General features: G+C 64.6%; 22 protein-coding genes and 1 pseudogene. 8 read left to right on the forward strand and 15 right to left on the reverse strand.

From position 1 onward, the window contains the following. Positions 1-83: 83 nt before the first annotated feature. The gene (locus tag V1261_RS03090) at positions 84-764 is read right to left on the reverse strand and encodes a GNAT family N-acetyltransferase (protein ID WP_329769974.1); all 681 of its coding nucleotides are present in this window, start codon (positions 762-764) and stop codon (positions 84-86) included. A 242-nt stretch (positions 765-1,006) separates the two neighbouring features. Next, the gene (locus tag V1261_RS03095) at positions 1,007-1,513 is read right to left on the reverse strand and encodes a hypothetical protein (RefSeq protein ID WP_329769975.1); all 507 of its coding nucleotides are present in this window, start codon (positions 1,511-1,513) and stop codon (positions 1,007-1,009) included. Between the two features lie 189 nt (positions 1,514-1,702). Between V1261_RS03095 and hemE the strand changes: the two genes are divergently transcribed. The 4 genes from hemE to V1261_RS03115 all read left to right on the forward strand — a co-directional run bounded on the left by hemE (position 1,703) and on the right by V1261_RS03115 (position 7,562). Continuing rightward, positions 1,703-2,824 carry a uroporphyrinogen decarboxylase gene (gene hemE, locus V1261_RS03100; protein ID WP_405198025.1) on the forward strand — a complete coding sequence of 374 codons (1,122 nt, stop codon included), beginning with the start codon at positions 1,703-1,705 and terminating at the stop codon, positions 2,822-2,824. A gap of 1,133 nt (positions 2,825-3,957) precedes the next feature. Next, positions 3,958-6,081 carry a replication restart helicase PriA gene (gene priA / locus V1261_RS03105; RefSeq protein ID WP_329769977.1) on the forward strand — a complete coding sequence of 708 codons (2,124 nt, stop codon included), beginning with the start codon at positions 3,958-3,960 and terminating at the stop codon, positions 6,079-6,081. Positions 6,082-6,129: 48 nt separating this feature from the next. Continuing rightward, positions 6,130-7,122, forward strand: coding sequence for a prolyl aminopeptidase (pip, locus tag V1261_RS03110; RefSeq protein WP_329769978.1), 993 nt, complete (start codon positions 6,130-6,132; stop codon positions 7,120-7,122). Positions 7,123-7,211: 89 nt separating this feature from the next. Continuing rightward, the gene (locus tag V1261_RS03115) at positions 7,212-7,562 is read left to right on the forward strand and encodes a hypothetical protein (RefSeq protein WP_329769979.1); all 351 of its coding nucleotides are present in this window, start codon (positions 7,212-7,214) and stop codon (positions 7,560-7,562) included. 9 nt (positions 7,563-7,571) lie between these two features. Here V1261_RS03115 and V1261_RS03120 read toward each other — a convergent pair whose 3' ends face one another. Next, positions 7,572-8,549 carry an AEC family transporter gene (locus tag V1261_RS03120; RefSeq protein ID WP_329769980.1) on the reverse strand — a complete coding sequence of 326 codons (978 nt, stop codon included), beginning with the start codon at positions 8,547-8,549 and terminating at the stop codon, positions 7,572-7,574. Between the two features lie 138 nt (positions 8,550-8,687). On the opposite strand from V1261_RS03120, the gene V1261_RS03125 reads away from it, so the two are divergent. Further along, positions 8,688-10,769: an ATP-dependent helicase gene (locus V1261_RS03125; protein WP_329769981.1), complete on the forward strand. Its 2,082-nt coding sequence runs from the start codon at positions 8,688-8,690 to the stop codon at positions 10,767-10,769. On the opposite strand, the gene V1261_RS03130 is transcribed toward V1261_RS03125, so the two are convergent. From V1261_RS03130 to V1261_RS03140, 3 genes are all read right to left on the reverse strand, one after another. Next, positions 10,758-11,696: a transglutaminase family protein gene (locus tag V1261_RS03130; RefSeq protein WP_329769982.1), complete on the reverse strand. Its 939-nt coding sequence runs from the start codon at positions 11,694-11,696 to the stop codon at positions 10,758-10,760. The two genes, V1261_RS03125 and V1261_RS03130, sit on opposite strands and share 12 nt — an antisense overlap. Next, positions 11,693-14,320, reverse strand: a complete 2,628-nt coding sequence (locus V1261_RS03135) for a circularly permuted type 2 ATP-grasp protein (protein WP_329769983.1) — start codon at positions 14,318-14,320, stop codon at positions 11,693-11,695. Before V1261_RS03135 ends, V1261_RS03130 begins: the two co-directional genes overlap by 4 nt. 83 nt (positions 14,321-14,403) lie before the next feature. Further along, positions 14,404-15,402 (reverse strand): quinone oxidoreductase family protein, encoded by a 999-nt coding sequence (locus tag V1261_RS03140; protein WP_329769984.1) that lies wholly within the window; start codon positions 15,400-15,402, stop codon positions 14,404-14,406. A 107-nt stretch (positions 15,403-15,509) separates the two neighbouring features. Here V1261_RS03140 and V1261_RS03145 point away from each other — a divergent pair, with 107 nt between their 5' ends. After that, on the forward strand, positions 15,510-16,433 hold the full coding sequence (locus tag V1261_RS03145; protein WP_329769985.1) for a DMT family transporter: 924 nt from the start codon (positions 15,510-15,512) through the stop codon (positions 16,431-16,433). Between the two features lie 15 nt (positions 16,434-16,448). Here V1261_RS03145 and V1261_RS03150 read toward each other — a convergent pair whose 3' ends face one another. The 8 genes and pseudogenes from V1261_RS03150 to V1261_RS03185 all read right to left on the reverse strand — a co-directional run bounded on the left by V1261_RS03150 (position 16,449) and on the right by V1261_RS03185 (position 22,737). Then, positions 16,449-16,769, reverse strand: coding sequence for a helix-turn-helix domain-containing protein (locus tag V1261_RS03150; RefSeq protein WP_329769986.1), 321 nt, complete (start codon positions 16,767-16,769; stop codon positions 16,449-16,451). Continuing rightward, positions 16,750-17,124, reverse strand: a complete 375-nt coding sequence (locus V1261_RS03155) for a type II toxin-antitoxin system RelE/ParE family toxin (RefSeq protein WP_329769987.1) — start codon at positions 17,122-17,124, stop codon at positions 16,750-16,752. The genes V1261_RS03150 and V1261_RS03155 overlap by 20 nt, the downstream gene beginning before the upstream one ends. 232 nt (positions 17,125-17,356) lie before the next feature. Beyond that, a complete protein-coding gene (locus V1261_RS03160; protein ID WP_329770124.1) occupies positions 17,357-18,058 on the reverse strand; it encodes an ABC transporter ATP-binding protein in 702 nt (233 codons plus the stop codon). A gap of 231 nt (positions 18,059-18,289) precedes the next feature. Then, positions 18,290-18,715: pseudogene (locus V1261_RS03165) on the reverse strand (hemerythrin domain-containing protein); the annotation flags it as partial. Next, positions 18,708-19,469, reverse strand: coding sequence for an ABC transporter ATP-binding protein (locus V1261_RS03170; RefSeq protein ID WP_329769988.1), 762 nt, complete (start codon positions 19,467-19,469; stop codon positions 18,708-18,710). The pseudogene V1261_RS03165 and the gene V1261_RS03170, both read right to left, overlap by 8 nt. A gap of 2 nt (positions 19,470-19,471) precedes the next feature. After that, positions 19,472-20,410: a branched-chain amino acid ABC transporter permease gene (locus V1261_RS03175; RefSeq protein WP_329769989.1), complete on the reverse strand. Its 939-nt coding sequence runs from the start codon at positions 20,408-20,410 to the stop codon at positions 19,472-19,474. 3 nt (positions 20,411-20,413) lie between these two features. Beyond that, complete coding sequence (locus V1261_RS03180) at positions 20,414-21,286, reverse strand: branched-chain amino acid ABC transporter permease (RefSeq protein WP_329769990.1); 873 nt, start codon at positions 21,284-21,286, stop codon at positions 20,414-20,416. Between the two features lie 218 nt (positions 21,287-21,504). Further along, positions 21,505-22,737 carry an ABC transporter substrate-binding protein gene (locus V1261_RS03185; protein WP_329769991.1) on the reverse strand — a complete coding sequence of 411 codons (1,233 nt, stop codon included), beginning with the start codon at positions 22,735-22,737 and terminating at the stop codon, positions 21,505-21,507. Positions 22,738-23,189: 452 nt separating this feature from the next. Here V1261_RS03185 and V1261_RS03190 point away from each other — a divergent pair, with 452 nt between their 5' ends. Together V1261_RS03190 and paaX are read left to right on the forward strand one after the other, a co-directional pair. Continuing rightward, entirely contained in the window at positions 23,190-24,002 is an 813-nt protein-coding gene (locus V1261_RS03190; RefSeq protein ID WP_329769992.1) for an IclR family transcriptional regulator, read from the forward strand. Positions 24,003-24,090: 88 nt separating this feature from the next. Next, complete coding sequence (paaX, locus tag V1261_RS03195; RefSeq protein WP_329769993.1) at positions 24,091-25,062, forward strand: phenylacetic acid degradation operon negative regulatory protein PaaX; 972 nt, start codon at positions 24,091-24,093, stop codon at positions 25,060-25,062. 14 nt (positions 25,063-25,076) lie between these two features. On the opposite strand, the gene V1261_RS03200 is transcribed toward paaX, so the two are convergent. Beyond that, positions 25,077-25,853: a class I SAM-dependent methyltransferase gene (locus V1261_RS03200; RefSeq protein ID WP_329769994.1), complete on the reverse strand. Its 777-nt coding sequence runs from the start codon at positions 25,851-25,853 to the stop codon at positions 25,077-25,079. Positions 25,854-25,855 lie beyond the last annotated feature (2 nt).

A 25,855-nucleotide genomic window follows, 5' to 3' on the forward strand; every position in this document is an offset into this window, starting at 1 on the left:
GGTTGCGATCCCCCTAGGATACACAAAATCCGGGTCACCCGAATGTCAGGTGTGCCCGGATTCCTTCCGTCTGGGCGGCAGACTCAGAAATGCTGGCGCAGCAGCGGGTTGCCGAGCATGCCGAAGCCCTGCAGACGCTGCAGGAATTGCTGGTAGTTGCGCAGCTGCTTTTTCATGCGGTAGTCGGTATCGGCCACGCGCTCGTCCAGCGCTTCTTCCAGACGGCTGGCGCTGGTGGCTGCCGGCAGCGTCAGGTAGGCTTCGGACTCCTCGCCATCGCGCTCGACGCGGGCGCCGGCCTTGCGCGCGATGCGCAGCATCGGGCGGTTTTCGGTCAGGGCGTGGATGTAGAGCAGGTTCAGGCCACGGTTGCGACAATGCAGCACGGCACGATCGAACAGTTGCTGGCCCATGCCCATGCCGCGCAGGCTCTTGTTGACGGAGCCACCAAATTCGGCTGCCTTGCCATCGGGGCTGTAGCCCAGGTGGGCCAGCGCAACCAGGTTCAGGTTTTCGTCGTAATAGCCGTAGAGCTCGTCGCTGCCAAACTGCAGGCCGTTGACATAACGCTCGATATGGCGGTCACCGGCCAGCAGGCCGAACCGCAGGTAGCGGTCACGCTCGTCCAGCGCCAGCAGGTGCTCCAGCACCTTGTGGCGATGGTGTTCGGGCACTTCACGCAGCGGCACCTCGGTGCGGGCGCGCAGCGGTTGACGCGGGGGTTGCGCCAGTACGGCTTCAAAATCGGCAGCGGTAGTCGTCATGGAGGCTCCCTTGGCTGGCAGCGCGCCGGGTGGGCCGTGCTGCTCAGTGGATACGGTCGCGCGGGTTGGCAACCGGACGGGATGAAGTATAGGGTTATCCCTGAATGCGATTCATGGAACCGACATAAACCCCTACGCAACGTAAGAAATCGCACACTTGTGTGATTCTGCTGTGGACCTGACGCCACAAATGACAAGGGGCACCCCGCAGGGTGCCCCAGTGACTATGCAGCTGACCGGGATCAGTTGCGCTCGGAATACTGCTTCATCTTGATCGCTGCGGCCAGCAGGGCCACGCCACCCAGCGCCTTCAGCAGGCCGGAGTTGTCGGCGTAGAACTCGCTCAGGCGCTGGCTCAGCTCGGGCTGCTGCTGTTGCGCCTCGTTCACGACCTGGGTCACCTCGGTCGGCGACAGCTGGGTCACGGCATCGGCATCAATCTGCTGCTCACCGGGCTTCATCACCTTCTGCAGCACACCGCCTGCCAGCGCTGCGGCTGCGGCCGGGCCCAGCGCCTGGATGACCTGGTTGATCAGGCCGGCCTGCTGCTGGTTGCTGGACTGGCCGAACATCTGGCCAACCTGCTCGCCAAGGCTGGGCGTGTCGTTGGCATCGAATGCCTCGCGCAGGCCTTCGCGCACGGTATCGCGCGGGGCTTCACGCACGATCTCGTCCACGTGGCTTTGTTGCGGCTGGCTGTTCTGGTTGATGGCGTTGGCAATTTGCGAAAGCGCGTCTAGCAGTCCCATGGCGATCTCCTGGTCAATCAAAGAATGCGCCTGCCACGATGGCAGGGTTCAGGATCATTATGGGCAAGAGTTCATGACCGCCCGGCGAAATGGACGGCAAATCTGGCAAGTGTCTGTAACAGGCGCGATGCCGCGGTGCCGCACCGGGATGCTGCCGCTTTGCCGCCAATCCCTGCGACAATGCTGTGCATGAACGCTACGACTGCTTTTGCCCCCCTCCAGAACGATACCTTTCTGCGTGCCTGCCGCGGCCAGGCGACCGAGTACACGCCGCTGTGGCTGATGCGCCAGGCCGGCCGCTACCTGCCGGAATACCGCGAGACCCGCGCCCGCGCCGGCAGCTTCATGGACCTGGCCATGAACGTGGATTACGCCACCGAGGTCACGCTGCAGCCGCTGGACCGCTTTGCGCTGGATGCCTCCATCCTGTTCAGCGACATCCTGACGATTCCCGATGCCATGGGCCTGGGCCTGAGCTTCCAGCAGGGCGAAGGCCCGAAGTTCGAGAAGAACGTGCGCGATGAAGCCGCCGTGGCCGCGCTGGACGTGCCGGACATGGACAAGCTGCGCTACGTGTTTGACGCCGTGACCAGCATCCGCAAGGCGCTGAACGGCCGTGTGCCGCTGATCGGTTTCTCCGGCAGCCCGTGGACGCTGGCCTGCTACATGGTTGAAGGCGGCAGCAGCAGCGACTACCGCGCCGTCAAGAGCCTGATGTACAGCCGCCCGGACCTGATGCACCGCATCCTGGAAGTCAACGCACGCAGCGTGGCAGCCTACCTGAACGCCCAGATCGATGCCGGCGCCCAGGCCGTGATGATTTTTGACAGCTGGGGCGGCGTGCTGGCCGACGGCAAGTTCCAGGAGTTCAGCCTGGCCTATACCGAACAGGTGCTGGGCCAGCTCAAGCGCACCGGCCCGGACGGTGCCGACATCCCGCGCCTGGTGTTCACCAAGGGCGGTGGCCTGTGGCTGACGCAGATGAACCTGCTCGATTGCGACGTGCTGGGCGTGGACTGGACCGTCAACCTGGGCGCGGCCCGTGCCTCGCTCTGGATGCATGGCGAAGGCAAGGCACTGCAGGGCAACCTGGACCCGAACGTGCTGTTTGCCTCGCCCGACAAGGTGGCGGCTGAAGCGCGTGCCGTGCTCGACAGCTTTGGCACGCCGCACACCGGCGAAGGCCGCGGTCCGACGCACATCTTCAACCTGGGCCATGGCATCAACCAGTTCACCCCGCCGGAGAACGTGACGGCGCTGGTGGAAGCGGTGCACAGCCATTCGCGCGCCATGCGCGTGGCCGCCGCCTAAGCGCGCCCTGCTCCCCTGGACAACCGCTGGCCTGTGCCAGCGGTTTTTTGTTGTCCGTGGACAAGTGCAGCGCCACCTGGGGAAAACCGTGGCTGTCAAGCCCGGAAAATCCGGTTTCGAGACTTGACAACGCAGGGTTATGCACAAATGCCGCTCCGCGGATCGATGTCGGCCATGCTGCCACGGCACTTTCAACTTGGATTTGCAAGTTCTTGAAATTCAATCATTTTTTGATGGCTGCCCAGAATCAGCAAGTGGCTGCAAGTGCGCGATTTACCGTCTTGTCCAGTGTCTGCCCAAGGGATACCCACAAAGTTATCCACAGGGCACCAACAACATCCGGAAAGGCCAATCAGGACAAGCACTTGGGACCATCTGATGGAGCAGAATGACAAGGAAGCCGTTTAACTGTCATTCAGCCGTCATCCGTGCATTTCCACAACAGCCTGGGGCAGGCAAATCCGAGCATGGCTGGCGGATTTATGCACATCTGCCAGCACTGCCTCTGAACTGTCATTTGTGTTGCAGTGCAGCAGAATCAGCCCTTGACAGATTCCGTAAGTTGTTGATTTTCATGAAATTCGTTTTTTGCCACTTATCTAGGCAAAACGCTGGAAGCCATGCAGGACGCGGACTTGGCGCATCGCTCCCAAGATCATCCACAAAGTTATCCACAGGAGCTGTGGGTGAGGCCCGGCCCTGTGGAAAGCCAGCAGATACGCGGCCTGCCAGCCACCCCCTCCCGCAAGCCAGCAAGGGCGCGGGTTGGCGGGGAGCCTGTGCGCGAGGCCGCGTCCTTGCTGGCTTGCCGCCAGGCTGGATAAACGCACAGCCCTGCCAGGCAAAAAATTGCCGGCAACGGCTGCTCCCGCACGATTTATCCCCATTTTTGTGCTAGCCCCTGCCGCGGCACAGAAAAAGCCCGGCAGATTCCTGACGCAAACGCAAGTTATTGATTTTTATCAAATTTGTCTTTTTGCCCATTTTTGCCGCAAAGTGCTCAAAGCCTTGAAGGACGCGCACTTGCGCGCTTCACCCCCAAGACATCCACAAAGTTATCCACAATTGCTGGGGAATGTGCACAACTGTGCTTTTTGCCTCTGGAGCGGGTCGGAACGGGTAAAGTACCGGCCATGTCTTCCCTGCTTCCTGACGCCGCTGCCGGCGTCCCGGTACCGGTGCTGGTGGCGCTGCCGGCACACAGTCCGCTGTCCGCCCGGCCCCTGCACTATCTGCACCCGCACGCCTTGCCTGCCGGCACGCTGGTGCGCGTGCCGCTGGGCGCGCGCCAGGTGCTGGGCGTAGTCTGGGACGGGCCGGAGCAGCCGGAATCAGACAGCGTGCAGCTGCGCGCCATCGGCGAAGTGCTGGAAGCGCTGCCGCCGCTGGATGCCGGCTGGCGCCAGCTGGTGCAGTTCACGGCGCGCTATTACCAGCGCAGCATGGGCGAGGTGGCCTTGTCGGCGCTGCCGCCACAGCTGCGCGACATGGATGGCACGCAGTTGGCGCGTCGGCTGAAGAAGCTGGACAAGGCAGCTGTTGGCTCCGCAACAGAGCCGGCCGAAGCTCCGCTGCCCTTGTCGGCGCAACAACAGGCGGCGCTGGCCACGCTGCAGCATCAGCGCCTGCAAGCCCAGGGCCAGCCATTGCCACCGGCATTGCTGTTTGGCAGCACCGGCAGCGGCAAGACCGAGGTCTATCTGCAAGCTGCTGCGGCGCTGCTGGATGAGGATGCACAGGCCCAGGTGCTGGTGATGGTGCCCGAGATCAACCTGACGCCGCAACTGGAGCAGCGCTTTGCGCGGCGCTTTCCGCAACACCGCATGGTCAGCATGCACAGCGGCATGACGCCGGCGCAACGGCTGCAGGCCTGGCTGGCGGCGCATTTCGGCCAGGCGCGCATCGTGCTGGGCACGCGCATGGCGGTGCTGGCCTCGTTGCCGGGGCTGCGCCTGATCGTGGTGGACGAGGAGCACGACCCGAGCTACAAGCAGCAGGAAGGTGCGCGCTACTCGGCGCGGGATCTGGCGATTTACCGCGCCCACCATGCCGGCGCCGGCGTGCTGCTGGGATCGGCCACGCCCTCGCTGGAAAGCTGGCACCACAGTCGTCCTGCCGGTGATGGCGACGCCGGCGGACGTTATCTGCGCCTGTGCATGCCGGATCGCATTGGCGCGGCACCGCTGCCCAGGGTACGGCTGGTGGACATGCGGCAGCAGCCCTGGCAGACCGTATTCAGCGCCGCGCTGCTGGCGGCCATGGAAGAACGCATCGCGCGTGGCGAGCAGTGCATGGTGCTGCTGAACCGGCGCGGCTATGCACCGGTGTTGCACTGCGGCGATTGCGGCTGGAAGAGCGAATGCCCGCATTGCAGCGCCTACCGGGTATTCCACAAGCTGGATCGCACCTTGCGCTGCCACCATTGCGGCTTTACCGAACGTGTGCCTTTTGCCTGCCCGAGCTGCGGCAACCAGGATCTGCGCACGCTGGGCCAGGGCACTGAACAGCTGGAAGAGGCGCTGGCGCAGCAGCTACAGGACTTGCAGCGCCCCGATGGCAGCGCGATCCGCATCCTGCGCATGGATGCCGACACCACGCGCCATGCCGGCAGCCTGGAACAGCAGCTCGGCCAGGTGCATGCGGGCGATGTGGACGTGCTGGTGGGCACGCAGATGATTGCCAAGGGGCACGATTTCCGGCGTATCACGCTGGTGGCGGCACTGAACCCGGACAGCGCGCTGTTCAGCAGCGATTTCCGCGCACCGGAACGCCTGTTCAGCCTGCTGCTGCAGGCCGGTGGCCGCGCCGGGCGCGATGCCGCCATCGGCAGCCGCAGCGAGCTGTGGATCCAGACGCAGTTTCCCGAGCACGCCTTGTTTGCCGCGCTGCAGGCGCACGATTACCCGGCGTTTGCCGCGCAGCAGCTGGAGGAGCGCGCCGCCGCCGGCATGCCGCCGTTCAGCCACCAGGCGCTGGTGCGCGCCGAAAGCCGCGACCAGCAGCAGGCACAGGACTTCCTGAATCTGGCCTTGCACAGCCTTCAACAGTACGATCCGCAAGGTCTGGTGTTTGGCTATCCAGCGATTCCGATGACGCCGCAGCGCGTGGCGAACCGAGAACGCGCACAGATGCTGCTGGAAACCGACCAGCGCCAGGCCCTGCTGCGGCTGCTGCCGATCCTGTCCCAGCTGCTGCAACAGCACCGGCCACGCGGCATCCTGCGCTGGGCGATCGACGTGGATCCGCTGGCGATCTGAGCGGAGGCGTTACAGTAGGACCTTGTCCGAATCTCCCTGTAGCCTGCCATGACGATTTTCCAGCACAACACCAGCCACGACGATATCCACGCCGACAAGCGCGAACTGTATCCGCCGATCGAGCCGTTCCAGACCGGTTTTCTCGATACCGGCGATGGCCACCAGGTGTACTGGGAGCTGGTCGGCAACCCGGCGGGCAAGCCGGCCGTGTTCCTGCATGGCGGCCCGGGTGGCGGCTGCAGCGCCGACCATCGCCGCCTGTTTGATCCGGAACAGTACTGCGTACTGCTGTTCGACCAGCGCGGTTGCGGCCGCTCCACCCCGCATGCCAGCCTGGAGGCCAACACCACCTGGCATCTGGTCAGCGATATCGAGCGCCTGCGCATGATGCTGGGCGCCGAGCTGTGGCTGGTGTTTGGTGGCTCCTGGGGCAGCACGCTGGCGCTGGCCTATGCCGAGGAATTCCCCGAGCGCGTGAGCGAACTGGTGCTGCGCGGCATTTTCACGCTGCGCGAATCGGAAATCGCCTGGTTCTATCAGGCCGGTGCCTCCTATGTGTTCCCCGACCTGTGGCAGGACTACCTGGCGCCGATCCCGGAAGACGAGCAGGATGACCTGGTTGCCGCCTACCACCGCCGCCTGACCGGCGACGATGCCGAGGAGCAGCTGCGTTGCGCGCTGGCCTGGACCAATTGGGAGAACCGCACGATTGCGCTGCTGCCGCGCCCGCAGGCGGAGGATCCGCACCACGCGCTGGCCTTTGCCCGCATCGAGAACCACTATTTCACCCACGGCGGCTTTCTGGACGAAGCGCAGCTGCTGGTGCACGCCGACCGCCTGCGTGAGATCCCGACCGTGATCGTGCAGGGCCGCTACGATATGTGCACGCCGGCCACCAGCGCCTGGGACCTGTACCAGGTGCTGCGCAGCGTGGAAGCGCCGGTGGAGCTGCACTGGGTCGGCAATGCCGGCCATGCCTACAACGAACCCGGCATCCTGGACCAGCTGATTGGGGCGACTGACCGCTTTGCTGCCGGCTGAGGCAGACAGGCGCTTCAGCGAAATTCCTACATGCGAGCGGACGGCACCGGGTCGATACTGGGATCATTCCACCCCTCAAGGAGAATCCCATGAAAACCACCATCCTGACCCGTGCCACCCTGTTCGCCGCCTCCCTCGGCATGGCAGCTGCCGTGTCGGCACAGACGGCTCCGTCCGCTCCGTCCCCGAGCGGCGCGCAGAAAGGCTACCCGACGGCACAAGCGCATGAAGCCGCAGCCGCCCGCGGCGCCCCGGGCCAGCTGGAATCCAAGCCGCTGACCCAGTACCAGATCAACGCCCAGAAGCGCTGCGATCGCCTGCCGGAGCTGTACAAGCAGGCCTGCCTGGATCGCGTGAGCGGCAATGGTGAAGCGACTGGCAGCGTGGCTGCCGGCGGCATCCTGCGCAGCAGCGAAGTCATCATCGTTCCGGCGCAGTAAGCGCTGCGTTCAGGGGCGCATCCACTGCGTCACCAGCGCAAAGCTGACAAACGAGGCCAGCGTACTGAGCAGGATGACGCGCGCTACGCGCGTGTTGTCCGCGCCCAGACGCTCGGCCAGCAGCGAGACATTGCTGGCGCTTGGCAGCGCCGCCGCCATCACCAGCACTTGCATCGCCAGATCGGACAATGGCAATCCGGCTTGACGCGCCAGCACGCAGGCCACGAACACCAGCAGCGGATGCAGCAGCAGCTTGATCGCGGCGATACCAGCCGGATCTCGCCAGCCAGTGTCGGCATGCTGGCCGGACTGCGGCGCCATATTGGCGCGTGCCAGCACCGCACCAATCGTGAACAAGGCGACAGGCGTAGCGGCGTTGGCCAGCAGGCCGACCGTCTTGTCCAGCACCTCTGGCAGCACCCATTGCTGCGCCGTGAACCCGGCGCCCAGCAGGATCGCCCAGGCCATCGGATTACCGAGTACGCCGCGCAAGGCCTTGCCCAGCGCCTGGCGCATCGCCTGCAGGCCGCTGCCTTCGGCGCCATCCAGCCGCGACAGCGCAATGCAGATCGATGAGGTGACTACCATGTCGGCCGCCACCAGCAGGATGATCGGGCCGCCGGCAGCTTCGCCCAGCAAGGCCACCAGCAAGGGCACGCCCATGAAGCCGCTGTTCGGGAACACCGCCACCAGTGCCCCCATGGCGGCATCGTTCCAGTTGCGGCCCTGGCGCCGGGCGATGGCCACGGCCAGCGTGACCAGCACCGCGGCCACCAGCAGATAACAGGCCAGCAGTACGCCATCCAGCAGCTGCTGCAGCGGCGTGCGTGCCGCCAGCTGGAACAGCAGCGCCGGCAGGGCAAAAAACAGCACAAAGCTGTTCAGACCCGGAATCGCGGCCAGCGGCAACAGCTGGCGACGTGCCGCCAGATAGCCGCACAACACCAGCGCAAAGAACGGAAAGGTAACGGCAAGAATCGACAGCATGGACAGCACCCGGGAAGCGTTCCATTCTGCCAGAGTGCCGATGCCGCCCTGCCCCCGGCTTTCCCGCTTTGGGCGATAATGGGCCATCCCTGATCGACCCGCTGCGGCGGGTCTTTGCATTTGTCTTTCTGGAGTTCCATGTCGTCTGATGGCCTGAATATCGCGCAGCAGGAAGCGGTCAACTACCTGCACGGCCCCTGCCTGGTGCTGGCGGGAGCGGGCTCGGGCAAGACGCGCGTGATCACGCACAAGATCGCACGGCTGATCCAGGCCGGGCTGGAGCCGAAGCGCATTGCCGCCATCACCTTTACCAACAAGGCCGCCGCCGAAATGCGCGAGCGCGCCAAGGGCCTGATCGGTGCGAAAGCCGCGCGCGAGGTGGTGATCTGCACCTTCCACGCGCTCGGCGTGCGCATGCTGCGCGAGGACGGCCAGACGATTGGCCTGAAGGAGCAGTTCAGCATCCTGGACAGCGATGACGTGCTCTCGCTGCTGAAGGACTGCGGCAAGACCACCGATGCCGCCGTGGCACGTCAGTGGCAGTGGACCATCAGCCTGTGGAAAAACCAGGGCCTGACACACGCGCAAGCCTTGGAGCAGGCCAAGGGCAACGAGGAACACCGCAGCGCCGCCATGGTGATGCAGCTCTACCACGAGCGCCTGCAGGCCTACCAGAGCGTGGACTTTGACGACCTGATCCAGCTGCCGCTCAAGCTATTGCAACAGCATCCCGAAGTACGCGAGAAATGGCAAAAGCAGCTCGGCCACGTGCTGGTGGACGAGTACCAGGACACCAACGCCACCCAGTACGAGCTGCTGCGGCTGCTGGTGGGGCCGGACCGGACCGATGCGCGCTTTACCGCCGTGGGCGACGACGACCAGAGCATTTACGGCTGGCGCGGCGCCACGCTGGACAACCTGCGCAAGCTGCCGGAAGACTTTCCCAAGCTGAAGGTGATCAAGCTGGAGCAGAACTACCGCTCCACCAGCACCATCCTGCAGGCCGCCAACAACGTGATCGGCCCCAACCCCAAGCTGTTTCCCAAGACGCTGTGGAGCGCGCTCGGCGATGGCGAGCCGGTGCGCGTGATCGACGCCGACAACGAGGAGCATGAAGCCGATCGCGTGGTGGCGCGCATCCAGAGCCTGCGCTCCACCTCCAGCTACAAGGAGTTCCGCGACTTTGCCATCCTGTACCGTGCCAACCACCAGAGCCGGCTGCTGGAAACCGCACTGCGCCGTGCGCAGATCCCGTACAAGGTCTCGGGTGGCACCAGCTTTTTTGATCGCGCCGAGATCAAGGACTTGTGCGCCTGGTTCCGCCTGCTGGCCAACAACGATGACGATCCGGCCTTCCTGCGCGCCATCACCAGCCCGAAGCGCGGCATTGGCCACACCACCATGCAGCAGCTTGGCGAGTTTGCCGGAAAGTACCGCATCAGCATGTTCGAGGCACTGTTCAGCCCCTCGCTGCCGGCCGCCCTGCCCAAGCGGGCGGTGGACAGCCTGCACGAGTTTGGCCGCTACCTGAATGACCTGGAATACCGCGCACGCCACACCAACGGCGCCGAAGCGGCGCGCACCTTCCTGGGCGACTGGCTGCGCGAGATCCAGTTCGAGAAATACCTCTACGACAGCGAGGACAGCGAGAAGGTGGCCGCCGCACGCTGGAACAACGTGCTCGAATTCATCGACTGGATGGCGGGACGCGCCGGCGGCTCGCTGGACGACACCGCCGGCGTCACCACCCAGAGCGAGATCAGGAGCGTGCTGGAAGTGGCGCAGACGATTGCGCTGCTCTCCACCATTTCCGAGCGTGAGGAAGACCAGAACGTGGTCACGCTGTCCACGCTGCACGCTTCCAAGGGCCTGGAGTGGCCGCACGTGATGATGATTGGCGTGGTCGAGGGACTGTTGCCGTTCCGCGTGGATGATGAGGCCAGCGGTGCCGAAGCCGAAGGCCTGCTGCAGCGCATCCAGGAGGAGCGCCGGCTGATGTATGTGGGCATCACGCGCGCGCAGCGCTCGCTGGCGGTGAGCTGGACGCGCCGGCGCAAGAAGGGGCGCGACATCATCAGCGCGCAACCGAGCCGCTTCATCAAGGAAATGGCGCTGGACAGCGCCACCGTCAAGGAAGATCCGCGCGAGAAGCTGAAGGCCTTGCGCGCCGAATTCGCCAAGAAGGCCGCTGCCAGCGCCGAGGCGAAATCACGCCTCTGAGCGATTCCGTTCGTGCTCCGGCTCGACCGTGACCGCCACCTCCAGCGCGCCGCCACGGCTGCCGTTGATAACGCCGCGCAGCGGTGACACATCGCTGAAATCGCGGCCCAGCGCCACCCGCACATAGTCCTCGCCCGGCGTGTCCCAGCCCCAGCGATTGTTGGTCGGGTCCAGGTCCAGCCAGCCACCGGCTGGATGATCCGCATCGGCATCGACCGGCTGCAGGTCCGGCAGCCAGACCGAGGCCCAGGCATGGGAAGCGTCGGCACCGCGCAGGCGCGGCTGGCCCGGTGGCGGCTGCGTCAGCAGGTAGCCGCTGACATAGCGCGCTGCCAGCCCCTGCGCGCGCAGGCAGGACAGCAGCACATGGGCAAAGTCCTGGCAGACGCCGGCGCGCTGCTGCAGCACCTCGCTGGCGGTGGTGCCGGTGCCGGTGCTGCCGCTGCGGTAGATGAAATCCTGGTAGATGCGCTGCATCAGCTCGATGGCGGCATCGTGCAAGGAACGGCCTGCCGCAAACGAGGGTCGGGCATATTCGGCGGCCAGCGCATCGGCCGCCGCATACTGCGAGGCAAACACGAAGATATGCGCCGGATCGTAGGGACCGCCGCTGCGGTAGACAAAGCGCTCTCGCACCTGCTCCCATGGCAGCTGGCTGCGGGCGGCGCGTGACGGCTGCGTCTCCACCACGGCCTGCGATGTCACCGAAAGCACATCGTGCGGTGCCGTGAGTGCAAACCAGGAGGTGCTGTTGCCAAAAATATCCTGCTGCGTCTCGATGTCGCCCGGATCAGGAGCTATCAGCAGCTGGTGCTGCAGGCACTGCTGCGCCGGCGTATCGGCCGGGCGCAGGAACACTTGATGCAAGGCATTGTCGACCATGTCGCCATAGCGGTAGTGCGTCTCGTGCGTGACATGCAGCTTCATGCCAGCCTCCCTTCGCGCAGGCCGTGCAGGGTCTGGTGCGTCACCACGCTGGTGTGGGTGAAATAGCGCTGCGACAGTGCGGCCGACAAGGCCAGCCCGCCTTGCATGCACTGCTGCAGCAGCACATGCAGCGCGCCGTGGTGGCCATCGCTATCGGCCTGGGACAGCTGCGCCAGCGGCACTTCGCCGGGCTTGGGCAGTAGCAGGCGCAGATCGGCCATGTCGGCATCGCGCCTACCACGCTGCAACCGCTCCATGCGTCGCTCCAGCGTGTAGGCGACCCAGCCGAGCGCGCGCGGGTTTTCCCGGCTGTGTACCAGCAGCTGCAGCAGGTCGGTCAGATCGTGGCTGTGCTGGTAGTAGGCGTGGAAGGTGATGGTGCTGTCAAACAGCGCCAGCACCGCTTCAAAACCGTCCTCTTCCTGCACCACGCGCGCGGCAAAGGCCTGGTCCAGCGCATGCGCCAGGAACACCAGGCGCTCGATCATGCGGCCGCTCGACAGCACGATCCAGCCGTCATCGCGCGTCATGCGGTCGAGCTGCGAACCGGTGATCGCCGTCATGCGCTGGCTCAGTCGGCGCAGCATGTGCTGTGCGCTATCCAGGCGGTAATCCTGCTCGCGCAGCAGCCGGTCACCGTCCTCGACAAAGCCCTGCTCGGCCGCACGCAGCTCCTGCCAGTGCTCATTCGCCAGCCGGTCACGCACGCGCGATGCCGTGCCGTGCAGCCAGGCCAGCTGCTGGCGGATCATGCCCTGCCCATCTGCACCAGCCAGGCCATCGATCAGGCTGCGCAGGCAGCCGGCCGGATCGTCCGCCAGCAGCGGCGCGCCGGATTCCGGCAGCAGCCCCTGGTCGCGCAACAGGCCATCGAGCCAACGCAGCAGTGCGGGCGAGGCACGCTCCTCGCCGGACAGCAGGTTGAGCACCAGCTGTACAGTGGCCACGCTGTTCTCGACGCGCTCGGTATAGCGCCCCATCCAGAACAGGTTGTCGGCGGCACGGCTGGTTACCAGCCAGCCACGCAACGAGGTCGGCATGCCGCTGGAAACCGGCTGCAGGATGCCCGACGGATGGCCAGTCTCGGTCGCATCATCCGGCGCCTGCACCCAGACGTCGGCACTGGAACCGCCGGAGCGCATCGCCGACAGGCCGCTGCTCTCGCCCACCAGCCGCACCAGGCCGCCCGGCACCACGCGCCATTCTCCCGGCGCATCGGCCACGCAGAACACGCGCAGCAGCGCCGGTCGGAAGCCGGCTTGACCGTCCTGCCCCGGCGCACCCGCGTGCCAGACCGGCATGCTGGACGGCTGCAGGTAGCGCTGGATGGTGTAATCCTCGCCCCGCGCCAGGATGCGCTGCACCCATTGCTGGCGCTGTTCCGGCGTCAGCAGGCGCGACAGGACCGGATCAAAAGCCTTGCGCTGCGGCACGCCACCAGGATGCGCAGCCGGATAGGTCGCCTTGATCACGCAGTCATCGATCTGTGCCAGCGCTTCGGGCAGCACCGCCTGCTCGCCACACCACCAGGTGTGCAGCGCCGGCAGCTGCAGCTCCTCGCCCAGCAGCCGCGGCCCCAGCGCCGGCAAAAAGCCGAGCATGGCGCTGGATTCGAGAAAGCCGCTGCCCGGCAGGTTCGACACGATCACGCTGCCAGCGCGGATCGCCTGCAGCAGGCCCGGCACGCCCAGCTGCGAATCGGAGCGCAGCTCCAGCGGATCCAGATACTGGTCGTCGACGCGCTTGAGCAGCACATCGACCTGCTCCAGCCCGTGCAGGGTCTTGAGATAGAGCTTGCGCTCGCGCACCGTCAGGTCGCTGCCCTCGACCAGCGAAATACCCAGATAGCGCGCCAGATAGGCCTGCTCGAAATAGGTTTCATTGAGCGGCCCAGGTGTCAGCATGGCGATATGGGCGCGCTCGCCAACCGGGCTGCGCCGGCGCAGGCTGGCCACCATGGCGCGGTAGACCGTGGGCAGGCGCTGCACGCGCATGCGGTCCAGCGCCTGCGGAAACTGCTGCGCCACCACATGGCGGTTTTCCAGCATGTAGCCCAGGCCGGCCGGCGCCTGCAGCCGCTGCGACACCACCCACCAGGCACCGTTCTCATCACGCGACAGGTCGAAGGCCGCGGTGTGCACATGCATGCCGCCAGCCGGTTGCACGCCATGCATGCCCGGGATGTAATCGGGATGGCCCAGCACCAGCGCCGGCGGCAGCAGGCCTTCGTGCAGCAGGTGCTGCGGACCGTAGACGTCGGCCATCACCCGGTCCAGCAGGCGCGTACGCTGCAGCACGCCTTGCTCGATCTGCTGCCAGTCGGCCGTGGGCAGCAGCAGCGGAAACAGGTCGAGCGACCAGGGCCGCTGCACCTGGCCATCGTGGGAGTGGACGTTGTAGCTGACGTCGTTGTCGCGGATATGGCGCTGCAGCGCCTGCACACGCTCGTCCAGGCTGGCCGGCGTGTGCGGCTGGCTGGCAAAAAAGGTCTGCCAGTACGGCGCCAGGCCACCCGGTGCCGCCAGCAGCGCTGGCAGGCTGCCGCCACTACTGGCCTCGGCGTCTGTCACGGCACGGCCGTGCAACTCGCTGAAGTGCGGCTGCGCGATTCCGGCCTGGCTCATGGGATCTGTCTCTGTCACGCTCTGTCCATCATCCGTGCTGATGGCCCCATTGTGCCGCAGGCATGGCCTGCGGACCGGCAGGCTCAGAGCGTCAGCACGCTGGAACCGGTGGTCTGGCGGGCTTCCAGCGCACGGTGCGCCTGCTGCACGTCTTCCAGCGCGAAACGCTGGTCGATATGGATCTTGACCTGACCACTGCGTATCACGTCGAACAGGTCGCCCGCCATCGCATCCACCGTGGCGCGGCCCTGCTTCAGGTGCGTGAACAGGGTCTGGCGCGTCAGGTAGGCACAGCCGGCCTGGGCCAGTGCCAGCGGTGCCACCGGCGGTACCGGGCCACTGGCATTGCCGAAGCTGACCATCAGGCCAAACAGTGCCAGGCTGGCCAGCGAACCTTCGAAAGTGTCCTTGCCGACCGAGTCGTACACCACCTTGACGCCAGCGCCGCCCGTGATCTCGCGCACGCGCTCGGCAAAATTCTCTTCGCGATAGTTGATGGCATGGGCAGCCCCATTGGCCAGTGCCAGCGCGCACTTCTCGGCGCTGCCAGCGGTAGCAATCACCTGCAGGCCGAGCGCCCTGGCCCACTGGCAGGCGATCAGGCCGACGCCGCCAGCGGCGGCATGGAACAGGATGTGGTCACCGGCCACCAGCTCATGCTGGCCACGCACGCGGCGCAGCAGGTATTGCGCCGTCAGGCCCTTGAGCATCATGGCCGCACCAGTTTCAAAGCTGATGTCGTCCGGCAGCTGGCAGACGGTATCGGCCGACAGCGTGCGCAGGTCGGCGTAGCTGCCCGGTGCGGCGGCCACATAGGCGACACGATCGCCCGGCTGGAAGCCGCTCACGCCCTCGCCCACCGATTCGACCACGCCAGCCGCTTCCATGCCCAGCGTGGCCGGCAGCGCCATCGGGTACAGGCCGGTCCGGAAATAGACATCGATATAGTTCAGTCCGACCGCCTTGTGCTGGATGCGCAACTCGCCGGGACCGGGTGCCGGCACCTCGATCTGGCGCAGTTGCATGGTCTCGGGGCCACCGGTGGCATCGATCTGGATGGCGCGGCTGGAAATGGCGGTCATGGGGAATCTCCTGACAATCGGAATATGGGAATACGATGGCCCATGCTACCCGAGAGCCTGTTGCCCCTGTCAGCAACGCAGGGATTTTCTTGCTACAGTGGCACCCCATGTCTACTCCCGCCACACCAGCCGGCCGCATTCCGCTGACCGCCATCCTCCTGTTGACGCTCGCCCCGATGATGTGGGCCGGCAATGCCGTGGTCGGCCGCCTGCTGGCCGACCTGATCCCGCCGGTCACGCTCAACCTGGTGCGCTGGTCGCTGGCGCTGCTGGTATTCCTGCCGTTTTCCTGGCGCACGATTGCACCATCGAGCCCGCTCTGGGCGCACTGGAAGCGCTACGCCATCGTCGGCCTGCTCGGCATTGGCTGCTACAACATGTTCCAGTACATGGCGCTGCACACCTCCACCCCGGTCAACGTCACGCTGGTGGCGGCCAGCATGCCGCTGTGGATGATGATCATCGGCCGGCTGATCTACAAGGTGCCGATCACGCTGCCGAAACTGTTCGGTGCCGGGCTGTCGCTGGCCGGCGTGCTGTTCGTGCTGTCGCGCGGCTCGCTGGCCAACCTGCTGCAGCTGCAGCTGGTGGTGGGCGACCTCTACATGCTGGCCGCCACCGCCTGCTGGTCCATGTACAGCTGGATGCTGCTCTACACGCGTGAGCCGGTCGAGATCCGCAGCGACTGGAAAGGCATGCTGATGGCGCAGCTGTGCTTTGGCGTGCTCTGGTCGATCTTCTTCACCGGCCTGGAATGGGCAGTGATGCCCGATCTGCATGTGGACTGGCAGAACCCGACGCTGATCATCGGCCTGGCCTTTGTCGTGCTCGGCCCGGCGCTGCTGGCCTACGCCTGCTGGGGCATCGGCATCCAGCACGTGGGCCCGACGATTGGCGGCTTCTTCACCAACCTGACGCCGCTGTTCGCCGCCGTGCTGTCAGTGCTACTGCTGGGCGACATGCCGGCCTGGTACCACGGCGTGGCGTTCCTGCTGATCGTGGGCGGGATTGTGGTGTCGTCGCGACGCTAAGTCAGACCCGATTCCTTATGCGCTACGGCCAGCGTCATCGAGTGAGTGCAGCAGGAAATCCTGTTCCGGGAACGATGCGATCAGCTTCAGCTCCCCTCCCAGGGCCCGCACATATTCACGCAGTGTGCTGACATACATGTCTTCTCGCCGCTCCAGCTTGGAGACTGCCGCCTGTTCCACCTGCATATGGCGAGCCACCTCGACCTGGGTCAGCTGGCGGTTCTTGCGCAACGCCTGCAACTGGATTTCCAGCAACATGGCTTCGGCACGCGCAGCAGAACGCGCCTGTGCTTCCGGCGACATGGCCGCCCGCAAGTCATTGAATTTTCTGGTCATTGATCAGTCCCTCCTTTCGCAACAGTGTCAGATGCTCGTCGTACAGGGCATCTGCCTTGGGAACATGGATGTCATACCAGCGCGTGTTCCCACTCTTGTCACCACCCAGCAACAGGATGGCAGCCCTGCGGGGATCGAAGGCATACAGGATCCGATAGGGCCTCCCTGCATGCTGTACCCGCAATTCACGCAAGTGACTATGTCGGGAGCCCACAATACCCGAGCTGTGAGGAAACTCCAGCTGCGGGCCTCTGGCTTCCAGCAAGCTGACCGAAGCCGCTATCGACTCCTGCTCGGCTTCGTGCAAATCTGCCCACCAGGCTCCAAACGTGTCCGTGTACTCCACTTCCCACATGTCAAATTATTCCCGCCAAAGAATATTCCGTCAAGGATATATTTCGACATGCAAGAACGTCACTAGTCCAGCCGTACCACTACGGCAAACTGACATGCATCAGACAATGCCGAAATACTAAAATAGTATTTTAGTATTATTTTTTATTTAGATATCAAAAAAAACACCTCATCTCGCATAAGGTGCTCCAAAGTGGAAAAACCCAGGTCATTGCAGACCTGGGTTCTGCAGCTTACATCCCCAGATACGCCGCCCGCACATCCTCGTTCTGCAGCAGTTCCTGCCCCGGCCCGGTCAGCGTGACGGAGCCGGTTTCCAGCACATAGCCGCGATCGGCAATGGCGAGCGCGGCGGAAGCGTTCTGTTCCACCAGCAGGATCGTCATGCCCTGCGCCTTGAGCGCCTTGATGACGTTGAACACCTCTTCCACCAGCAGCGGCGCCAGGCCCATGGAAGGCTCATCGAGCAGCAGCAGCTTGGGGCGGCCCATCAAGGCGCGGCCGATGGCCAGCATCTGCTGCTGGCCGCCAGACAGGGTACCGGCCGGCAGCGCACGCTTTTCCTTGAGGATGGGGAACATGCTGAACACCTTCTCCATGTCCTCGTTGACGGTGGCGCGCGACTGGGTAAAGGCGCCCAGGCGCAGGTTGTCCTCGATCGACAGCGGACCGAACACCTGACGCCCTTCCGGGCTCTGGCAGATGCCGCGGCGCACGCGCAGGTCGGCACGCAGGCGCGAGATATCCTCGCCGGCAAACATGATCTTGCCGGCCGACATCGGCTGCACGCCCGACAGCGTGCGCATGAAGGTGGTCTTGCCAGCACCGTTGGCACCCACCAGCGCCACCAGTTCACCCTGGTGCACTTCCACGTCCAGACCCTTGAGCGCTTTGATGCGGCCGTAGCAGCTTTCCATGCCCTGCACCGACAGCAGCAGCTCGCCAGTGGGCTTGTGCGCCTGACCGGCCGGCGCCACTGGCAGCTTGCCGCCTTCGCTGGCTCCCAGGCCAACCGATTCCGGGGCCAGGCTGCTCAGGCGGTGGAACTGCTGGGCAAACTCGGCCTGCGCCTCGTCGCCAAACAGCGGATCGGCGTTGTTGGCAAACACGGCGTTGATGTGCGTCCAGTCGTCCTCGGTAAAGCTCTTGCGCGCCAGCGCCATCACGTCCTTTTCTTCGGTACGGATGTGGTCCTTCAGCAGCACGGCATAGGAGCGCAGGTGCGCGACAAAGCTGGCACGGCCCTGGGCATCACCCTGCATGGCGCGCGCCATCGAGGCGCGCAGCTCGCGCACCGATTCGGTACCGTGGCGGTGGTCGGCTTCGAGGCGGTCCAGCACAGCGGCCGCTTCCGGGCTGCGCTCACGCAGCAGCGGGAAGAAGTGGGCGTCTTCCTTGCCGTGGTGGCTGCCGTCCACGTACTTGTCGAGGTAATCGAACAGGACGACAAAGAAATCGTCCTCGATCGGCTTGCCTTCGCCGATCTCGTTGGCCAGCAGTTCGAGCGTGGCGGCGATGCGCCACAGGTTCTGGTGTTCTTCGGTAATGATGCGCAAGGCTTCCATGGGGTTTCCTTCGGGCGTCTCAGGCATGTACGCCCAGGTAGGCAGCAATCACGTCGGGATTGTTGCGGACTTCTTCGCGCGTGCCTTCGGCCAGCTTGCGGCCATAGTCCAGCACCAGGATGCGCTGCGACAGGTTCATCACCATCTTCATGTCGTGCTCGACCAGCACGCAGGTCACGCCGCTGTCGGCCACCTTGCGCACCAGTTCATCGATTTCATGGGTTTCGGTGTGGTTCAGGCCGGCTGCCGGCTCGTCCAGGAACAGCAGCTTGGGCTGCATGGCGAGCGCTCGCGCGATTTCCAGGCGCTTGAGCGCGCCGTAGGACATGGCGTCGGCACGCATGCCGACCTGCTTGCCGAGGCCGACGAATTCCATCAGGCCGGCCGCCTCCTCGCGCAGTTCGGCATCGCGACGCGTGATCGACGGCAGGTGCAGCGCACCCTTGATCAGGTTACGGTCCAGGCGCAGGTGCGCACCCACCATCACGTTTTCCAGCGCCGACATGTTCATGCAGATCTGCAGGTTCTGGAAGGTGCGCGCCACGCCACGGCGTGCCAGCTCGTCCGGGGACTTGCCCTGGATTTCCTCGCCGTTGAGGCGAATCTTGCCGCTGGTCGGCTTGTAGACGCCGGTGATCAGGTTGAACAGCGTGGTCTTGCCGGCACCGTTCGGGCCGATCACGGCATAGATCATGCCGGGATCGATGCTGAAGGACACATCGTTGACGGCCTTGACACCGCCGAACTGGATGGAGAGGTTCTGTACGTCAAGCATGGACATGCTCAATCCTCCTTCTTGGCGAACTTGCTGGCCAGGGTGGGCACGATGCCCTTGGGCAGGAAGATCATGAACATCATCAGGATGGCACCGAAGATCACCGTCTCCCAGCCTTCCAGAGTGGCCAGCGCCTGCGGCAGCGCCGTCAGCAGCGCCGCGCCCAGCAGCGAGCCCCAGACCGAGGCCATGCCGCCCACCACCACCATGGTGATCAGCTCGACCGAGTGGAAGAAATCGGCAAACGACGGCGTGACCATGCCAACGTAATGCGCAGCGACGCTGCCCATGATGCTGGCAAATACCGCCGACAGGGTGAAGATGGCGACCTTGTAGCGCACCACGTTCACGCCAACCACGCGCGAGGCCACTTCAGAGCCATGCAGTGCACGCAGCGCGCGGCCAAACGGCGAGTCGATCAGGTTCAGCGAGGCCCAGACGCTGACCACCAGGAAGGCAGCCACGACCCAGTACCAGTGGCGGTCGGTGGACAGCGCGAAGCCGAACAGCTCCATTGTCGGCACCACGATGCCGTCCGGGCCACCGGTCAGCTGCGATTCGTTGCGCAGCACGATGTTGACCAGAATGCCCAGGCCGAGCGTGGCCATGGCCAGGTACTGGCCCTTGAGGCGGAAGATCGGCCGCGCGATCAGCGCCGCCAGCCCGGCACACAGCACGGCACCGGCGATCAGCGCCAGCAGCGGATGCCAGCCAAAGTGCGTCGGCAGGATCGCCGAGGCGTAGGCACCGATGCCGAGGAAGCCGGCATGGCCCAGGCTGATCTGGCCGGCAAAGCCGACCAGCAGGTTCAGCCCCAACACGATGATGGCGTTCATGGCGATGCGGATCAGCAGGTCCAGGTAGAAGGCGTTGCTGATCACGAACGGCGCCACGATCAGGCAGGCCGCCAGCACCAGCAGGGAAATCCAGGTCGTTGTCTTGCGCATGATTTACACCCGGTCGGTAGACTTGCCGCCAAACAGGCCGCGCGGCATGAAGAACAGCACCAGCAGGATCAGGATGAAGGGAATCGCATCCTTGTAGGCGGAAGAGATATAGCCGGCCCCCATGGATTCGAGCACGCCGACCAGCAGGCCGCTGATCACGGCACCCAGGCCGTTGCCCAGGCCGCCCACCACGGCAGCGACGAAACCCTTCAGGCCGAGCATGATGCCGACGTCATAGGAGGTCATGGTCACCGGCGTCAGCAGGATGCCGCCGAGCGCGCCCAGCGCTGCCGACAGGCCGAAGCTGATGAACAGCACCTTGCTGGTGTTGATGCCGACCAGCTGCGCCGCAGTCTGGTTGAACGAGGTCGCCAGCATGGCCTTGCCGGACAGCGTACGGCTGAAGAAGTACCACAGCGCCACCACCACCAAGGCGGTCACGCCCAGCACCCACAGGCTTTGCGGCTGGATCGCGGCACCCAGGATGATGATCGGGGTCTCGCCCGAGAACGCCGGCAGGCTGAAAGTACCCTTGCCCAGCCAGACCTGGATCAGGCCACGGATGAACAGCGAGGCACCGATGGTGATGATGATCAGGGTCACGGTTTCGGCGCCCTTGACCGGCTCGATGGTGAGCTTTTCCATCAGGATGCCGACCACGGCAGGAATCAGGATCGCCAGCAGGAAGGCGACCGGCATCGGCAGGCCGGTCTGGCTGAAATAGACCGCCAGCATGCCACCCAGCATGATGAACTCGCCCTGGGCGAAGTTGATCACGTTGCTGGAGTTGTAGATCAGGGTAAAGCCGAGCGCGGCCAGGGCATAGGTCGATCCGACCGTGATGCCCGAAAACAGGAATTGCAGGAACTCTGCCATGGTGAATACTCCCTGGTGTCAGATGAACTGGGGCGGGTCGGTCATGCAGACCGGGCGATCCAGTGCGGCGGTGCTTGTTATGTGGTGTATGCGCCAGGTTGGCGCTGGCCGCCTGACAATGCAACCGGAGGGGAACAGGATCCTGCCGCCAGCCTGGCGACAGGATCAAGAGGAAAACAGGCCGCCAGGTCAGGCTGACACCGGCAGGCCGGAAGGCATTACGGAACCAGAGTCCACTTGCCGTCCTTCACCTCCAGCATGTTGAAGGCGTGCATGTCCAGGCCGTTGTGGTCGGTCGGGGACATGTTGAAGATGCCACTGGTACCGACCAGGCCCTGGGTGCTCTCGATGGCATCACGCACTTTTTCCTTGTCGGTGGTACCGGCACGCTTGATGGCGTCCACGGCGATCATCAGGCCGTCATAGGCGTAGCCGCCGAAAGCCGAGGTTTCCTGGTTCCACTTGGCGCGATAGGCGTTGTTGTAGGCCTCGACCACCGGCTTCTGCGGGTCATCCGCCTTCAGCGCGGTCGGGTCCAGCTGCGGGGAAGCAGGCATGCGCACGCCGTTGGCAGCGTCACCGGCCAGCTGCAGGTAGGCGTTGGAAGATACGCCATGCGACTGGTACAGCGGCTGCTTGATGTCGAGCTGGCGGTAGTTCTTGGTGGCCACGGCCGGGCCCTGGCCCATGCCGAAGATGAACACGGCCTGCACGCCAGGGGTATTCTTGATCTTGGTGAGCTGGGCGCTCATGTCGGTGTCCTTGGGACCATAGGTTTCGTTGGCCAGGATCTCGATGCCCATCTTGCCGGCCACACCCTCGGTTTCCTTCTTGCCGGACTGGCCGAAGCCGCTGGTCTCGGACAGCAGGCCAATCTTGGTGATGCCGTTCTTCTTCATGTCATCAAAGACTTTTTCGGCAGCCATGCGGTCAGTCTGCGGCGTCTTGAACATCCACTTCTTGATCGGCTCGGTGACCACCACGGCGCCCGCCAGGGAGATCATCGGCACACCGGCCTTGTCGACCAGCGGCGCCATCGCCATGGTGGAACCGGTGGTGGTGCCACCAACAATCACGTCCACCTTGTCGTCCTCGATCAGGCGCTTGCCGAAGCTGTTGGCCTTGTTGGCATCGCCGCCATCGTCATAGTGCACCAGCTGCAGCTGGCGACCCAGCACGCCGCCCTGCTTGTTGATGTCTTCCACGTACATCTGCAGCGTCTTCAGCTCCGGATCGCCCAGGAAAGAGGCCTGGCCGGTTACCGACAGCACGCTGCCGATCTTGATCGGGCCGGTGGCGTTGGCAGCTGCCGCGCCGGAAGCGCCGCTGGCCGCCGTATCGCCGGAGCTCTTGGAGTTGCACGCCGTGAGCAGGGTGGCAGCGCCAGCCAGCATGACGGCCGTGACCGCCAGGGAAGTACCTGTTTTCAGGCTGTTGAAGGCGAATTTCATGTGGGGAGTCCTCTAGGTTCGTGGTTGCACATGGTGTCGGGTCGACCAGTCCGGCAGCTGGGGAAAGGGGGCTGCCGGACCCGGGTGTTGCCGCCTGCAGCTACTGACCTGGAACAGGCGCAGTCTTGCTACAGATGGTCACTTCGTGGCGGATTATAGGTATCGTTCTCCAGCTCTCACACTAGGGTTTACGATTGGTGTAATTCGTTTTGCATGGAGTAAAAACAGGCTTTCCATCCATCAAAATCATGGTGTTAGCGCAAGTACACGGTTCTGTCACGGCCCCCAGGCTGGCCCGGAATTCGCGCTTTTCCGTGTTTTTGCAACACCTTCATCTCGTCACCTGAGCAAACAAGAAACATGTATCACGTCAACCCGATTGCCGGCACCTCCGCCCCGGCGCCCTGCCCCACGGCGCGGCCAGCATGGCCTCTGCACGGAAAGTGCCAGCCATGAGCGTGCTGGAGAAAGACAGCCGCAGCGGCGTGCAATCCATCGAAACCGGCATGGCGGTGGTGCGGGTCCTGGTCAACAGCCAGGGACCGATGATGCTGCGCGATATCGCCCTGCAGGCCGACATGCCGCCGGCCAAGGCGCACCGCTATCTGGTCAGCCTGATCCGCGCCGGTCTGGTCACGCAGGATCCGGCCAGCTCGCACTATGACCTGGGGCCGTTCGCCCTCAGCATCGGCATGGCCGCCGTCAACCGCATCGACCGCGTCCGGCTTGGGCTGGAAACGATCTCGGACTTGCGCAACAGCATCAACGAAACCACTGCGCTGTCGGTCTGGACACCGGGCGGGCCGGTGATCGTGCGCTGGGAACGGCCGCGCCGGCCGATTACCGTCAACGTGGTCACTGGCGTGCAAGTGGACCTGCTCAGCAGCGCCAGCGGCCTGGTATTTGCCGCCTGGCTACCCGAGGCGCGCATCCTGCCGATGATCCAGGACGAACTGCGCCGCCAGCCAGCCGATGCACCGCCGCGCACCCTGGCCGATGTGCGCGAGCAGCTGGCGCAGATCCGCCAGCAGGGCGCAGTGAGCGTGCGCGAGAACTACTTTGCCAGCGGCGTGCAGGCGCTGGGGGCACCGGTGTTCAATTTCCGCAACGAGATCACCATGGCGCTGGTGGTGGTCGGCATTGCCGGCATGAGCGACCTGGGCGAACACAGCGCGGCCATGCAGGCCTTGCAGCAGGCGGCACGCACCCTGTCTACCCGGCTCGGCTCCACCCTATATGGCCAGCAAGCACCAACTGACATCTAGCTGACGTCATGACACGCCATACTCACGGGAGCCTGGATACCTTCCTATAATCCCCTATTTACCTGCTTCCCCCTCACGCGGCTCCCGCATGCCTGTTTCCCTCGCCCAAGCCCATATCGATGCGTTCAGCCAGCAAAGTCGCGTACGCGCCGGCTCCGTCATCATTTCCGTATTCGGCGATGCCGTCCATCCGCGTGGAGGACGCATCTGGCTGGGCAGTCTGATCCGCCTGCTCAAGCCGCTGGGCATCAGCGAACGCCTGATCCGCACTTCCGTGTTTCGACTGGTACAGGAAGGCTGGCTGCGCACCGAGGCGCATGGCCGCAAGGCCGACTACCTGCTGACGCCCGGTGGTCAGCAGCGCATCGAAGACGCCGCGCGCCACATCTACGCCTCCAGCGCGCCCGCCTGGGATCGTCGCTGGCGCCTGATGCTGACGGTGGGCGAGCTCAGCGCCCGTGAACGCGAGCTGCTGCGCCGCGCCATGTTCTGGCAGGGCTTTGGCCTGGTCGGTGGCGATTGCTTCATCCACCCGAGCGCCGACCTGACCGCCGCCTCCGACGCCCTGCTCTCCGAAGGCCTGGGCGAACTGCTGCACAAGCTGATGCCCTTGCTGGCGGTAGAAAACCATTTTGGCAATTCGGCGCGCAACGTGGACATGATCCTGCACGCCTGGGATCTGGAACACCTGGGCGCGTCCTATACCGCCTTTGTCAACAGCTACCGCCCGCTGCTGGAGGCCTTGCGCCAGCAGTCAGCCGATGCGCTCACCGACGAACAGGCCTTTCTGCTGCGCACGCTGGTAGTGCACGAATACCGCCGCCTGCTGCTGCGCGATCCGGAACTGCCGGCCGAACTGCTGCCGCATGACTGGCCGGGCAACGAGGCGCGCATCATGTGCCGCGAGTTCTACCGCCGCCTGCTGCAGGCCTCCGAGCGCCATCTGGACAAGCAGCTGGAATGCGCCAACGGCGATATCCCGGCCGCGCAGGAGCTGCTGCACCAGCGCTTCCAGGCCGAGGATCCGTTTGCCGACCTGACCCAGCCGAACGCCAGCTGACCCAGCCTGCCGCTTCAGGCCAGTTCGGCCACCGGTCGCAACACCTTCGGCCACTTGTGCGCCGGCAGGCCCCAGCGTTCCTTGATTTCCAGCGCGCGCTGTTCCAGCAAGGCCCGCTCAGGGTGCGTTGCCGTGGCCTGCGCCAGCACCACGGTATTGCCCTCGCGCGTCGGCTTGAACGTCCAGACCGCCGTCTCGCCAAAGGCTTCGCAGATCCTGGTCAGGCTGGCATCGAAACTGCTGTCGCGACCAAACAGGTTGACCGTCATGCAGCCATCGGGCGTCAGCAGCGCCTTGCAGTCACGGTAGAAATCGGCATGGTCCAGCACCGGGGCGGCCGCCTCTTCGTCATACAAATCCACCTGCAGCGCATCGATCGCGCCCTGCCATTCGGGCTGGCGGATTTCCTCGGCGGCATCGCCCAGAATCACGTTGAGCTTCTCGTTATTGTCCGGCAGACGGAACCACTGGCGGCAGGCGGCATAGACCTGCGGGTTGAACTCGATGCAGGACGTCAGCATCTCGAGCTTGCGGTAGCTGAAGCGCGTCAGGCTGCCTGCACCCAGGCCGAGCTGCATGGCATGGCGTTCGGCTACGCTGTCGGGATCGACAAACAGCAGCCAGGCCATCATGCGCTGCACGTACTCCAGCTCCAGCTTCACCGGGTCCTTCAGCCGCATCGCGCCCTGCACCCATTCGGTGCCCAGATGCAGGTAACGGCAGACGCCGTCTTCGGAGAAATTCACTTCAGGCCAGTACGGCTCGGGCTGGGGGGTGCGTTGCTTGGACATGC

Origin of the sequence: Brachymonas sp. J145 (assembly GCF_036312245.1) — a bacterium.
In the GTDB taxonomy this organism is placed as follows: domain Bacteria; phylum Pseudomonadota; class Gammaproteobacteria; order Burkholderiales; family Burkholderiaceae_C; genus Brachymonas; species Brachymonas wangyanguii.

Excerpts from the sequence above, each read along its gene's own strand:
- hemE (WP_405198025.1), top strand. The coding sequence starts at position 1,703 with ATGAACGCTACGACTGCTTTTGCCCCCCTCCAGAACGATACCTTTCTG.
- V1261_RS03095 (WP_329769975.1), bottom strand. The coding sequence starts at position 1,513 with ATGGGACTGCTAGACGCGCTTTCGCAAATTGCCAACGCCATCAACCAG.
- V1261_RS03155 (WP_329769987.1), bottom strand. The coding sequence starts at position 17,124 with ATGTGGGAAGTGGAGTACACGGACACGTTTGGAGCCTGGTGGGCAGAT.
- priA (WP_329769977.1), top strand. The coding sequence starts at position 3,958 with ATGTCTTCCCTGCTTCCTGACGCCGCTGCCGGCGTCCCGGTACCGGTG.
- V1261_RS03180 (WP_329769990.1), bottom strand. The coding sequence starts at position 21,286 with ATGGCAGAGTTCCTGCAATTCCTGTTTTCGGGCATCACGGTCGGATCG.
- V1261_RS03170 (WP_329769988.1), bottom strand. The coding sequence starts at position 19,469 with ATGTCCATGCTTGACGTACAGAACCTCTCCATCCAGTTCGGCGGTGTC.
- V1261_RS03190 (WP_329769992.1), top strand. The coding sequence starts at position 23,190 with ATGAGCGTGCTGGAGAAAGACAGCCGCAGCGGCGTGCAATCCATCGAA.
- V1261_RS03125 (WP_329769981.1), top strand. The coding sequence starts at position 8,688 with ATGTCGTCTGATGGCCTGAATATCGCGCAGCAGGAAGCGGTCAACTAC.
- V1261_RS03145 (WP_329769985.1), top strand. The coding sequence starts at position 15,510 with ATGTCTACTCCCGCCACACCAGCCGGCCGCATTCCGCTGACCGCCATC.
- V1261_RS03130 (WP_329769982.1), bottom strand. The coding sequence starts at position 11,696 with ATGAAGCTGCATGTCACGCACGAGACGCACTACCGCTATGGCGACATG.
- V1261_RS03115 (WP_329769979.1), top strand. The coding sequence starts at position 7,212 with ATGAAAACCACCATCCTGACCCGTGCCACCCTGTTCGCCGCCTCCCTC.
- V1261_RS03135 (WP_329769983.1), bottom strand. The coding sequence starts at position 14,320 with ATGAGCCAGGCCGGAATCGCGCAGCCGCACTTCAGCGAGTTGCACGGC.
- paaX (WP_329769993.1), top strand. The coding sequence starts at position 24,091 with ATGCCTGTTTCCCTCGCCCAAGCCCATATCGATGCGTTCAGCCAGCAA.
- V1261_RS03140 (WP_329769984.1), bottom strand. The coding sequence starts at position 15,402 with ATGACCGCCATTTCCAGCCGCGCCATCCAGATCGATGCCACCGGTGGC.
- V1261_RS03150 (WP_329769986.1), bottom strand. The coding sequence starts at position 16,769 with ATGACCAGAAAATTCAATGACTTGCGGGCGGCCATGTCGCCGGAAGCA.
- V1261_RS03185 (WP_329769991.1), bottom strand. The coding sequence starts at position 22,737 with ATGAAATTCGCCTTCAACAGCCTGAAAACAGGTACTTCCCTGGCGGTC.
- V1261_RS03175 (WP_329769989.1), bottom strand. The coding sequence starts at position 20,410 with ATGCGCAAGACAACGACCTGGATTTCCCTGCTGGTGCTGGCGGCCTGC.
- V1261_RS03200 (WP_329769994.1), bottom strand. The coding sequence starts at position 25,853 with ATGTCCAAGCAACGCACCCCCCAGCCCGAGCCGTACTGGCCTGAAGTG.
- V1261_RS03120 (WP_329769980.1), bottom strand. The coding sequence starts at position 8,549 with ATGCTGTCGATTCTTGCCGTTACCTTTCCGTTCTTTGCGCTGGTGTTG.
- V1261_RS03090 (WP_329769974.1), bottom strand. The coding sequence starts at position 764 with ATGACGACTACCGCTGCCGATTTTGAAGCCGTACTGGCGCAACCCCCG.
- pip (WP_329769978.1), top strand. The coding sequence starts at position 6,130 with ATGACGATTTTCCAGCACAACACCAGCCACGACGATATCCACGCCGAC.